The 12,917-nt window shown below is 42.8% G+C and carries 9 protein-coding genes; 4 read left to right on the forward strand and 5 right to left on the reverse strand.

The window, feature by feature from the left end:
* The first annotated feature begins 72 nt into the window (after window positions 1-72).
* Entirely contained in the window at window positions 73-1,053 is a 981-nt protein-coding gene (locus ACEN82_RS00725; RefSeq protein WP_413319572.1) for a glycosyltransferase, read from the forward strand.
* 32 nt (window positions 1,054-1,085) lie between these two features.
* A complete protein-coding gene (locus ACEN82_RS00730; protein ID WP_413319570.1) occupies window positions 1,086-2,753 on the forward strand; it encodes a glycosyltransferase family 39 protein in 1,668 nt (555 codons plus the stop codon).
* Window positions 2,754-2,917: 164 nt separating this feature from the next.
* Here ACEN82_RS00730 and ACEN82_RS00735 read toward each other — a convergent pair whose 3' ends face one another.
* Both ACEN82_RS00735 and ACEN82_RS00740 read right to left on the reverse strand, forming a co-directional pair.
* Complete coding sequence (locus ACEN82_RS00735) at window positions 2,918-4,726, reverse strand: RagB/SusD family nutrient uptake outer membrane protein (protein ID WP_413319568.1); 1,809 nt, start codon at window positions 4,724-4,726, stop codon at window positions 2,918-2,920.
* 11 nt (window positions 4,727-4,737) lie between these two features.
* Entirely contained in the window at window positions 4,738-8,058 is a 3,321-nt protein-coding gene (locus ACEN82_RS00740; RefSeq protein WP_413319566.1) for a SusC/RagA family TonB-linked outer membrane protein, read from the reverse strand.
* A 96-nt stretch (window positions 8,059-8,154) separates the two neighbouring features.
* Here ACEN82_RS00740 and ACEN82_RS00745 point away from each other — a divergent pair, with 96 nt between their 5' ends.
* Together ACEN82_RS00745 and ACEN82_RS00750 are read left to right on the forward strand one after the other, a co-directional pair.
* Window positions 8,155-8,307: a hypothetical protein gene (locus tag ACEN82_RS00745; protein WP_413319564.1), complete on the forward strand. Its 153-nt coding sequence runs from the start codon at window positions 8,155-8,157 to the stop codon at window positions 8,305-8,307.
* A 234-nt stretch (window positions 8,308-8,541) separates the two neighbouring features.
* Complete coding sequence (locus tag ACEN82_RS00750; RefSeq protein WP_413319562.1) at window positions 8,542-9,222, forward strand: hypothetical protein; 681 nt, start codon at window positions 8,542-8,544, stop codon at window positions 9,220-9,222.
* A gap of 360 nt (window positions 9,223-9,582) precedes the next feature.
* On the opposite strand, the gene ACEN82_RS00755 is transcribed toward ACEN82_RS00750, so the two are convergent.
* The 3 genes from ACEN82_RS00755 to ACEN82_RS00765 all read right to left on the reverse strand — a co-directional run bounded on the left by ACEN82_RS00755 (window position 9,583) and on the right by ACEN82_RS00765 (window position 12,855).
* Window positions 9,583-9,981 (reverse strand): response regulator, encoded by a 399-nt coding sequence (locus ACEN82_RS00755; RefSeq protein ID WP_413319560.1) that lies wholly within the window; start codon window positions 9,979-9,981, stop codon window positions 9,583-9,585.
* A 265-nt stretch (window positions 9,982-10,246) separates the two neighbouring features.
* Window positions 10,247-11,071, reverse strand: a complete 825-nt coding sequence (locus tag ACEN82_RS00760) for a family 16 glycosylhydrolase (protein WP_413319558.1) — start codon at window positions 11,069-11,071, stop codon at window positions 10,247-10,249.
* A gap of 254 nt (window positions 11,072-11,325) precedes the next feature.
* Window positions 11,326-12,855 carry a glycoside hydrolase family 32 protein gene (locus ACEN82_RS00765; RefSeq protein ID WP_413319556.1) on the reverse strand — a complete coding sequence of 510 codons (1,530 nt, stop codon included), beginning with the start codon at window positions 12,853-12,855 and terminating at the stop codon, window positions 11,326-11,328.
* Between the last annotated feature and the right edge of the window lie 62 nt (window positions 12,856-12,917).

Raw genomic sequence — 12,917 nt, forward strand, 5'->3', positions numbered from 1 at the left:
AGAGTTTAACGATCGATAGCGATAAAGAAATAATTTATTACACTCCTAATATTACCTTTGCCTCCAACATCTATGAATATCCTCATCGTAAACAACACCCCAATCCCGGCAACAAAATATGGCGGCACCGAACGAATTATCTGGTGGCTTGGCCGTGAGTTAAACAGGCTTGGTCACAAGGTTACTTACCTGGTAGGTGCAGGCTCAACCTGTCCCTTTGCAAAAGTGCTCATCTACGATCCGGCTGTTGATATCAACCAACAGGTGCCTGATGATATTGACGTGGTACACTTCCAATTCCAGGTGAGTGGTTTTACTAAAAAGCCTTATATCGTAACTGTTCATAATAACCCTGGTGGTTTGCAATTAGATGTTAACTCGGTATTTGTGTCAGCCAATCATGCACAAAGGCATGGCTCAATAGTTTTTGTGCATAATGCCATAGATACGGCTGATTATCAAAAACCTATGCTCGATAATAAGCGCATCCATACCCATTTTCTGGCTAAAGCTGCCTGGCGCGTTAAAAATGTAAAAGGGGCTATCGATGTAGCAACAATGAGTGGCAATAAACTGGTTGTACTTGGAGGTACCCGCCTCAACCTGAAAATGGGATTACGCTTTACACCCAACTTAAATGTCCGTTTCAAAGGGATGGTGGGCGATGAAGCGAAGTCAGTTGTAATGAACAGTTCAAAAGCCCTGCTTTTCCCGGTACTGTGGCATGAGCCATTTGGAATTGCTATTGTTGAAAGTCTTTATTTCGGCTGCCCGGTTTTTGGTACGCCTTACGGATCGTTGCCCGAACTGGTGCCCGCTGAAGTTGGCTTGCTTTCTGCAAGTAAAACAGAATTGGCCATTGGGTTGAAAAATGTTGACAGCTTCAATAAGCAATACTGCCATCAATATGCGGTTGATAACTTTAATATCGGCAAGATGGCCTCAGCTTACCTTGCCTTATACGAACAGGTTTTAAACGGGCATGCGTTAAATTCGGCCAAGCCCGAACTGATCAACCATGATCAACCCAAATACCTGCCCTGGAATAATTAAAATTCAGCTATTTTTGGGCATAAATATTTTTAGTGGAGAGTACAGCAGCTTCAATTTTTTCATCGCAAAAACGGCCTTATTTTATTGTGCTGTTATTAGCTATCGTGCTTAATGTAGCCGGTATCGGCATCAAATTCTTTACTGATGATGGGGCTTTGTATTCGGCCCTGGCCCGGAGCATGGCACAAAGCAATAACTTTACCGATCTGATGTATCACGGTGCCGACTGGCTGGATAAACCGCATTTCCCCTTCTGGATTATCGCTATCAGTTTTAAGATTTTCGGCATCAATACTTTTGCTTATAAATTGCCCGCCCTGCTGTTTTTTTTCATGTCGGTGGCGTACACTTACAAGCTTGCCAAAAAGTTTTATGGCGATGAAACAGCGATTATCGCTATCCTGATCCTGCTTACCGCTCAACACAGCGTAATGTCAAATACGGATGTACGTGCCGAGCCTTATATCATGGGCTTGCTGATGGGCGCTGTTTATTACTTTTATAAAGTAAAGGAACGGTTCAGCATGGCCAATGTGCTGCTGGCATCCATATTTACAGCTTGCGCGGTAATGACTAAAGGCATCTACCTGCTTATCCCGATAGGTGCGGCTATCATTGGCGATTATTTATTTAAGGGGAATATCAAAGGCGTGTTCCACTGGAAATGGCTGCTTTCTTTTATATTGGTGGTGATATTTACTTTACCCGAAATTTATTCGGTGTATACCCAGTTTGACCTTCACCCCGAAAAAGTTGTTTTCGGTCGCACCAGGATTTCAGGCATCCACTGGTTTTTGTGGGACAGCCAGTTTGGGCGTTTCAACAATAACGGTTATATTACGAATACACACGGCGACAAACTATTTTTTGTTCATACCCTGCTGTGGGCTTTCGCACCATGGGCTATTATCTTGTTCTGCGCGCTTTATGCTACTGTCAGGAAAATGATTAAAGGTATAACCCAGCCCGAGTATCTGTGTATCTCGGGAAGCGTATTAATGTTGCTGATCTTTTCAGCTTCCAAATTTCAACTGCCTTTTTACACTAATATCCTGTTCCCGTTTTTTGCTATTATAACTGCGGTTTTTATTAGTTCATTAAAAGCTGGCGCCGGGTTAAAGTTTTTCAAGATAACTCAATATATCATGACAGGGCTTTTATTGGTTGCTGTTATCGTGCTTAATTTCATTTTCGCGCCCGAATGCTGGCCGGTATTTGTTTTGTTGATTGCAGGGTTTATTGGGTTGTCCATCTACATTTATAAAAAGCCAACACAAATTTATCAGCCTGTATTTTTATTTACCTGCGCCGTGTCTGTTTTAGTGAATGCCTACCTGGTGACCGTAGCTTATCCTATTATTGTTGATTACCGCGGGGACCTTTCGGCCGCCGAATATCTTAATCAAAATTACCCGCGGCAAAAAGTAAGCGCCGCGGTTTTATCAAATACCTTCGATTTTTATTACAAAGGCGAAGTGGCTTATACTAATGTTGATGCTATCTTGAAAACCGACAGTCTGAAAAGCCGGATTATAGTAGCCGATGAAAAAGCGGTAGCCGAATTAAAAAACAAAGGGATTGCTTATACTATAATAAAAGCTTTCCATGATTTTCCTCATGAAAACCTGAGCTTGCCCTTTATCATCAAAAAGAAGAGGAATACTACTTTGGATCAATTTTATCTGATCAGGATCAGGTAGAGCAACGCCTGCTATAAATTGACAATGCCCAAATTAACAACTACCTTCTTGTTTAAACGTCTTGACGGGAGCAACTGTTTAGGCCAGGTTTGTAATTATAGGGTGATAACACATAACAATCAAAAGGCTGTCCCTGAGGCAGCCTTTTGATTGTTTAAATAAATTTACCAGCCCGGATTTTGTGTTAACGCTGGATTAAGGGTAATTTGTTGCGCCGGAATCGGATATAAATAATTTTTTTCCGAAAAATTACGCGCTGTATTGTCAAGGATGAGCTGACCGTTGGCATCTAACGCGTTGGTAGGGGCTGGCTTTAAAGCGTTTGGCCCAACATCGGCCTGTGTACCTTTAAATTTAATGCCTACCGGCCATGGGCTTACAAAAGCACTGATGTTTCCATAAGCGGTACCGCCGGTGTTGCTAACCAGGTCGGTAGCGGCACTATGCCAGCGCTTAATATCGTCAAACCGGAAGTTTTCATAATAAAGCTCAATAAAGCGTTCCCTCCTGATCTCCGTACGCAGATCCAATCCGTTTGCACCTGCGAAACCATTGGTTAATGGCGGCATATTTTTATTAACACGCAGGCGCACCAGGTTGAGCGATTTGTTGAGATCGGCATCTGTTATGGCCCCGTCACGTTCATAAACCGCTTCAGCATAGTTCAGCAATACTTCGGCATAGCGGATCACCGGGTAATCTTCCGACTCTTTGGTATCCGGACAGTTGCGTTCGGTTACCCATTTTTGATTGGTATAACCGCCAATCTTAACAACTTTTCCCATAGATAAAGCAATATCAGCGGCGTCATTTAGCCAGGTTACCCGGTAATTGGCGTTACCGTACCAGTAGTACATATTGTTAACCTGGATAGTATACTTTAAACGATTATCGCGGTTTATAAATTCCGATCCGTAAGTTTCAAAACCCTGGAACAGGGGCGATTTTTCAATAGGCAATCCATCCTGGCACAAAAACGCGTTCACGTATTTATGCTGAGGCCCAATCTGCGTTCCCTGCCTGCTGATATTTGTTCCGATTGTTTTGCTGATATCATCATAACGGTACGATAAAAGGTACTCATGATTAGCAGTTTTGGTAACTGAAGCCGGGTTTGATTTTGGATTTTCGAGGATAAAAAGGTATTTCTGCGCAGAGTCGCCCAATATGGTACTGTTACCACCCAAGGCATTTGAAGCTGCTGTACCAAAAAGTGCAAACTGATTGCTGGTTATCACCGCGCTGGAAGCCGCGGCCGATTTATCGAGCAGCATATTATAACGGGTTGCATCGCCGTTTCTGAATTTTTGCCAGGTGCCTTCATAAAGTGCAACCCTACCTAAAAACGCTTGCGCGGCAGGTTTGCTCACCCGGCCAAAATCTGCAGAATTGGCTAAGATGGATGCAGGCAGATTTGGTATGGCCGCTTCCAGATCGGCAACAATCAAATCAACTACCTGATCGCGTGAAGCCCTGGTGCCATATAATTCGGGCGAATCAAGGTTCAGCGTCTTGGTGATCAGCGGAACCCCGCCATACAATTGCAGTAATTCAAAGTAGCAGTAAGCCCTGAAAAATTTGGCTTCGGCAACAAACTGGCTGATGCTGGCCTGGTCGGGGAAAGTGGCGGCCTTTTCAAGTAAATAATTGCAATTCCTGATCCGGGAGTAATTATTATTCCAGTACGAATCACTTGCCGGTACTGTATTGATACCTGCGCCATACACGCCACCTCCGCCAAATACATCGGCACGCCCGTCATAATGAGGGTTATCTGCAAACGAATTGTTGAAATTACGGAGATAACCATAATATTGGTTAGCAAATGTTTTAAAATCACTGGCCGACTTAAAATATGCCGCATCCGATAGCTGGTCCTGTGGTTTAAGGTTAAGTGACTTGTTGCAGGCGAACAAGCCTGTAACAATAATTATTGAAAGGATACTGAAGATCCTCCGGTAAATATTTTTCATAATCATTTCAATTAAAAAGTAATGTTTGCGCCTACGGTTACATACCTGTAAAATGGATAACGCTCATTGCCTGCGGTGGTCCTGGTCATTTCAGGATCCCAGCCATCATGAATTTTGCTGTATTCCCACAGGTCGCTTCCCGAAATGTAGAACCTTAAACGGCTGATAGCTTTGGTGCGCTCTGTTAACGATTTTGGTAAGGTATAACCGATAACAAGGTTTTTCAGGCGTACATAAGCGCCGTTTTCGACAGACCAGCTCGAAATCTGGTAGTTGTAACCATTGATTCCATTGCTATGCAGGTTAGGGTAATAGGCATTCGTATTTTCAGGGGTCCAGGTTTTACCAACCCATTGGGTGGTTTGCGCCTGATAAACGGCGGCAAAAGGTACACGCCAGTTATTTGCACTACCATTGGCCCTGAATATTGTCCGTTTACCTACCCCTTGAAAAATGCTTGTGAAATCAAAACCTTTCCATTGCAGGCTTAATGTCAAACCAAAAGTATAGCGCGGAATGTCGCTGCCTAAATAAACAAGGTCGCCCATGTCTTTTGCCGATGTACCTGTAGTAAGTTTACCATCGCCGTTAACATCAACAAAATAATTATCTCCCGGACGTAAGCCTGAGTTTTGACCCGGCAGGTTGGTTAAAGGGGTAGCTACAGGGATGCCAATAGTATTGATCACACCGCCGGGGGCATAATAAGTGGAGTTATAGGTATCAACCTGTGCCTGTGTCTGGAAACGGCCTCCGTATTTAAGGCCGAAATATGATCCAAGCGGATACCCCTCAACAGTGGCGTTATAACCTGCACCTAATGCCGGAACGCCGTTAAAATATACCAATTTGTTTTGGCTGTTGGTAATATTACCCGAAATACTATAAGTTACCTGCCCAACGTGGTCTCTCCAGGTTAATTGCCCTTCCCATCCCCAGGTTTTCAGGTCGCCGTTATTTGACTGGGGCGCGCCAATACCCAAAACGGCCGGATAGGTAACACTCACCAGCATGTTTTTATTCTGATTACGGAACACTTCAAAAGTTCCGTTTAAGCGGCCGTTTAGCAAACCGAAATCAATACCAATGTTCCGTTTAATCACTGTTTCCCAGGTCCTGTTAAGCGAAACCAGGTTTCCGGTGGTGGTAGTGGCGGTTGCGAGCGCCGAACCTAAAAGGGTATTGCTATTGCCGACATTAAGCGATTGCAGGTAATCATAAAGGCCGATGCCACCCTGGCTGCCCGACGTAGCGTAAGAGGCCCGTAGCTTTAACTCGCTAAAAATATTTGTTTTCTTGATGAAGCTTTCTTCGCCTAAGCGCCAGCCGCCCATGAGGCTATAAAATGGTTTCCAGCGTTTATCTGCAATAAATTTTGAAGAACCATCATACCTGCCGGTTCCTTCAAACAGATATTTGCCTTTATATGCGTAGGTAGCTCTTGCAAAATATGAACCCAGGGCGTAGTGGTTGCGCTGTTCGTCGTTGGTTACAAAACCGGCCAACGAACTGCTCAGCCCCAAATTTAAAGAAGGCACATCATCGCTGCCCAAATTGTAGGTACGTGTATTAAACATATCATACTCGTCCCTTTCGTAGGAGCTGCCGATCATTAATGATACGTCATGTACTTTGTTAAAGGTATTGGCATAGGTAACACGTCCTATCAGGTTATAATATTTATCATTGATATTAGCACGGAAATAGTTTTGGCTCCCTCCCGAAGTACCACCTGCCGGCGCGGTAGTCCCGGTCAGATATTTATCATCGTATGAATAAAGGCGAACGGTTTTGGTTTGCACACGGTCATCCTGCCACCAAACGTTATATCCCGCTGTTCCGGTAAAGGTGAGGTGCTTCATGAAATTATAGGTAAGCGTTGAGTTTAACAGTGCCCGGCTATTGTTTTCCAGGTTGTCGCCCCCATCCCGTAATAGCCCTGCAGGGCTTGTTACACCTCCCCACTGATATGGCCGGCCAGATTGCGTGAACATAGGCAAACCGATCTGAAATCCGTTTCCAAGCGCACTGTAACTTCCGGAAGTGTACATGGTGGGCTGCTGGATGTTGTTTTGCTCAAGCGAAATATTGGTTTCCAGTTGCACTTTATCGCTGAATCTGTAGCTGTTATTAAGTCTGAGGTTATAGCGTTGATTACCGTTATTGCCTATCCGGAGCTGGCTGCCGTCATTTAAATACCCTAACGAAACACGATAAGTGTTTTTTTCTGTTCCGCCTGATACCGAAAAATTGTGTTGTGTTGAAGTAGCCCTTCCCCATATGTACTGTTGCAGTGATACATCAATAAAGTCGAGTTCCTTTACATCGAGGAATGCCGGTACAGGCAAGCCGTTATAAAACGAATTTGCAGTGATACCTCCGGTGGTGTTTCCGGGAATCTGCGATGCCAGTACCACCGTGCCTTTATTGGCCAGCGCGAAGTTGGCCAATTGATACCAAAGGTCGGTTGTTGGCGCTACTCCATAATTATCATTTGTTCGGGCCTGAAGCAGGCCATTTGCCCACTGATCAATGTTGGTCATCTTGGGCTGAAGGCCTAACAATTTCTGAGACACAGAAGGGTCATACTGGATCACCATTTTACCTGCTTTACCTTTTTTGGTAGTGATCAGCACAACACCATAAGCTGCACGGGCACCATAAATTGAAGCTGAGCCATCCTTCAAAACTGAGATATTGTCGATATCATTAGGGTTGATAGAGTTTAGCTCGTTGTTATTGTTAAGGGCAACCCCATCCAAAATGACCAAAGGATCCTGTCCGTTAACGGAGGTTGCACCGCGGATCTGAAAGTTCCAGTTTTCGCGACCCGGCTGCGCCGAGCTCCTGGTTACCACCATGCCCGGAACCTGGCCCTGTAAATTGGCAATAGGGTTATTAGTTGGTCCGCGGTCTTCAAAAACTTTTGAGCTCACCGTGGCAATGGCGCCTACCACCGATGGTTTTTTTTGTGTACCGTAAGCAACCACTACAACCTCTTCCAGATCGCTTCTTTTGCCTGATAACTGAATGTTAATAACAGGGTCATCGCCAACAGCGACTTTACGCGTGTTATAACCCACAAAAGCGAAAGATAACTTTGCTCCGGGATTAACGGTTAGTTTGTACTTGCCGTTTACATCAGTTTGAACGCCATTGGTAGTGCCAATAACCTGCACAGTTACACCAGGCAAGGGTTCCCTGGAGGTTGAATCTGTGACAGTACCGCTGATTTGACGGCTTTGCGCCGCAGCATGATAGCCCATGCCTACCAGCAGCAAAAAAACTAAAAGGCACCTTGCCGAATACTTTTTTTGGTAAAAAAAACTCATAGTTTTTAAATTTTTAGGTTTATGACTTAGTGTAATGATTGGCCCTATCCGCTCAATCACCATAAAGACACGCACAGGGTTTTATTATACTCATTAATGGATGAGATTCTTTTTTTGGCAGGGAGCTTTACAGAATTTAAGGGGGAGGATTGCAAGAGGGGTGGTGATTTAGGATTGGTTATTGCCCTGAAATTTGGTTATTGCCCTGAAATTTGGTTATGCAATAAATTGGGGCGCTATAAAGCATAAGACCCAATATAGTTTAATACTAGGTGGGAAAATGGCGACATTTTTTGATTATGCCAGTGCGACAACAGTTTTTTTTAATAATTTGGATAGAAACTGGCCTGCTGAGATGACTGTATTGCTGGTAATGATATTACTGTTGATATTCTTGGTAAGGTATATCATAAAGGGGTTACAAAAAATAGGCAGAGTTTATATGGAAATCAGACCTTCAAAACAATCACTAATATTTGAGATATGAACACTAAAGTCATCCTTGGATATCTACTAATATGCGTTTACTTCTTGTCTTCATGCCAACGTAAGCCAACTGCCAGCCGAGATGTTACATCATCACCAAAAGAGATTAATGTTGATTCATTAATGAGGCTATCTTTGGTCGAAAACAATAAATATCTAACATTCGACACTTTAAAGTTCCTTATCCCGGGGGACTTGAATATAGATTCAAGCCATGTGTACAGTGGGATATATGAAATAAAGGGAAATTCCTTTAAAAGACACAAGAGTCTTATCTTTAATAACCATGTGTTTCTTACCACATCTGAAGACTTAGGGAAAGGTATCAGGGCTTATCTTTACGGGTTTGATATACGTAGCAAATCACTCATTAAAGACTCCACGTTTAATAGGAAATTTTTATACAGTTCAGCTGGTATTTTCATTGTTGATCGCAAAACCAATAGGATCTTCTCGGTAGATAAGCCGGAGTGGTATGATGCCAAGGAAGAAAATATTATACCTGCTTCGATATCATACATTCGGGGGGATTACTTTGAAAATCTAAAAAATGTTTATAAAGTGGGCGATGAAATCCCGACCGATACTTCGTTGGTATCATTTTTTTATAAATCAATAGCTGCGAGTAGTAAAGATGTTTTGCCGCTTCCCAATGATTGGTGGAAAGCCGACAAATAAAACACATGCTAAGTTTGTGAAAAACCTAACCTTTTATTATACTAAGCATGGCTCTCACAGCCGGAGCGCAAACAGCAAAACATGTTCATGATTTGTATCAAAGCTACGCCGGCTCAACCTTGCACCGGCGATACAAACTGACAACATCTTGTCAGTGTTCAATTTTTTAAAAACGGGTGTTCAACTTTTGGAAATGCTATTTTGTAACAGCTTGATTATCAATGATAGTTTGTTCAAAACACGGTTTGGTGTATTTTAACACAGATGTAAGTTGTTGATTATTAGCACTATTTTTTTGGCGGAAAATACAAAGTGTTCACACTTTTAAAAATTGAACACCTGTGAAATGGGTAATCATCCTTATGTTTTCGAGCGCTCAATACAGGCCGCTAATACCAGCTCAAGCACCGGCCTTGAAACAGGTTTGCTAAAAAAGCCGGTGACAAAATCATAGCTGAGTGCCCGCTCCTTGTCGGTTGGGTCAATTGACGACGAAAATACATAGAGCAGTGGTTTAACCGGCAGTATGGATTGCAGATCCACAAAACCTTCAAGGAAATCCCAGCCATCAAACCTGGGCATTCTAATGTCCAGAAAAATAACATCCGGGCAGTCCGCCGGGTTGTCTATCAATGATTTTAACGCATCTTCACCGTCGTAACTATGTGATACGGGGTTAAAATCTTCAATTCCTGCAATAAGCTTATCCAGTATAATATGGTCAAGTTTACTGTCATCTATAAAGAGTAATCGGAACATAATTGGTAATTATGATATTGTTGCATAAGTTAAGATATATTATCCGCTTTTAAAAAAAATGGATAGTATTACTATGCTCAATCTGCAATTTGGGAAAGTTATTGTAGTATTGATTAATTTATTTATAAATTATGTATGGGTCTATTTTTGAAAGTAATAGCTAAAAGGGCACGTATTTCGCTTTTGCGCATACATACCCTTTTTAGTTTTAATGAACCAGAAATATCACCGGTACCGGAGAAGCAAGTTTATAATTTGGTTAAAATTATAACGTAGCGCTTTTTTCAACAATTACATTCCTTGCACGCATGTAAGTGGTACCGGTAGGACCGGGTGATCCTGACGACCCTTCCATTTGGTAATCGATAATGATATTCAGGTTTTTCCCGACAAAGTTAGCGCCCGTTTGGGTGCTTTTTAAAACACCATCTATCCAGTATTCGATTGACACGTCGGTCGCATTGGTCTTGGTCATATAAACCGAATAAGTGTGCCAGTTTCCGGGGCTGGAAATAGTTGTACCCACACTCGACCAGCCTCCGCTTGCATTTTTGTAGGTGTTTGTCCAGCAGGTTGCACTTCCTTTAAATTCCATAAAATCGCTTTCTGGTGGCCATGAGTCAGCTCCTGTAACCCAAAAGGCAGGCCATGTGCCAGTTTGTGATTCGCACTGAAATTCACCTTTAAAATGCCACTTAGGCCAGGAGTCGGTTACTACAGGTACGGTCTTGGCATAAACCGTCCCGGAATAATAATGGATCGGTAAATATGGATCTTTATTGCTGTTGCCAACGCTGCCGCTGGGCGCACTGGTTAGTGTAAGCACACCTCCGGAAACTGAAATATTTTGAGAGCGCATACGGGCAGACCCATTATGATCAGATCCCCAGGGATACAGGTCATTCCAATAAGTGCTGTACGAGCTAAAGGAGGTAGAAGGAATGACATTTACCCATGATACCGTATTGGTTGCAAGATGACTGGCTGAAGTATTTACCGCGGAGTTGGCGGTGGCTGCATTATCTTTTCTACATGCAAAAAACGATGTAATCACAATAAATGCGATTAAAACAAAAGTTAAATTTTTCATAATAAAGATTTTTTAGGTTAATAGGTGTGCTTCTCCCGATAGTTGATGAGAGTACTGGTTAATTGGTGACACAAATTAACATACTTAAAATCCCATGGATAGGGGGCAAAACCGGAATTTATAGGGGTTATTATACATTAATATTATAATATAACGGGACGATAAAGCTATTGGAGAGAATGCCTCGAAATGTCCGGAAATAAAAAAGGCTGCTTTCGGGATGAAAACAACCTTTCGGAGTTTATTATTGCCAGTTATTTCCAGATAGATCTCAATCCGGAAATACTAATATTGTTAATGGCTAATTTTCCGGTGGTTTTAACTGCAAGGTTGTTGAAATCATCGGTTGGGAAATAAATTGCAGTCATGGTGGTTAAGCCTCCGTCGGCAAATAACTCTACTGATGATTTGTCGACTACTAAAATGAGATCTGAATTTTTAGCCGCGCTTAGCCGGGGTGCGGTAAAACGGCCGGAGAAATTCTTTTGGAAATCCATTTTTCCGGCTTTGGTACGATCTATATAGTATTCATCTTTGGCAGGGTAGTAACCAATAAGCAGTTCTTCACCTTTAGTGTTTGATAGCCTGATGCTATAATCTTTTAAGGTAGCAAAGCTCAATTTTAAAACGTACCGGCTTTTGAGCTCATTAATTTTTGAACTAAGATCAAGAGACCTGTTAACCACGGGCTGCTTTAACACAATTGTTTTTTCTTTAATATTTTTTAGTTCAGCCACGGGTTTGGATACCAGTAAAATTTGGCCTTTGCTTTGTTTCAGGCTAAGCTCACGTGGAATGGTTGCGGCATTACGCCAGGCCTTTGTGGGCACCTGATTAGCATATTGCCAGTTGCTCATCCATCCTAAAAATATTTTACGATTGCCGGTATTGCTCCAGGTGATACCCGCGTATTCGTCCGGACCGTAATCAAGCCACCTGGTACTTGAATCAAGGGGACTAAATTTGTTCCCGTCAAAACTTCCCACAAAGTATTGTGTAGCCGAACCGCCGTTAGGCCCGCCAGGGTTGAGGTTTACGATCAGGACCCAGTAGGTTTTCCCGTTCATTTTTAGCGGGAATAGATCGGGGCATTCCCATACGCCACCGTGCGCACCTGCCTTGATGCCGAATTCACTTTCTTTTTTCCAGTTTTTCAGGTCAGGGGCCGAATAGAAGGAGATATGATCTTGTGTTGCAAGGGTCATTACCCATTTTTTCTCCGGGCCATACCACATCACTTTGGGATCGCGGAAATCCCGGACTCCGGGGTTTTTCAAAACCGGGTTGCCGCTGTATTTAGTCCATGTGCCGCCGCCATCCAGGCTATAGGCAAGGCTTTGGTTTTGGAACTTATCGGTGCCCTCTTTTTCTCCTTTAGGATCATGATGGGTGAATATGGCCACCAGGGGTATTTTGCCATTTTTACCAAACCCGGTTGTATTATTGGAATCGACAACAGCGCTACCAGAAAAAATATATCCAAGGCTATCAGGATATAAAGCGATAGGTAACTGTTTCCAATGGACCAGGTCCTTACTTTCCGCATGCCCCCAGTGCATTGGTCCCCATACAATGTCTTTAGGATAATACTGGAAAAATAAATGATAAGTATGATTATAATAAACCATACCGTTTGGATCATTCATCCAATGTTGAGCCGGTGAAAAGTGTACCTGGGGGCGATGCTCATCGGCATAAGGTTTTGGGGAGGAATCCTGGGCCTTACAAATACAATTTAAAGCAATAAGGAGGGGCAGTATTAATGTGCCGCATTTTGTTTTCATAATTTAAGCTTTTAATAGGTTATACATTTGGCAGGGTATGCAAAAACTTATGGTATTTGGTA

The sequence above is a fragment of the Mucilaginibacter sp. Mucisp73 genome, assembly GCF_059491465.1.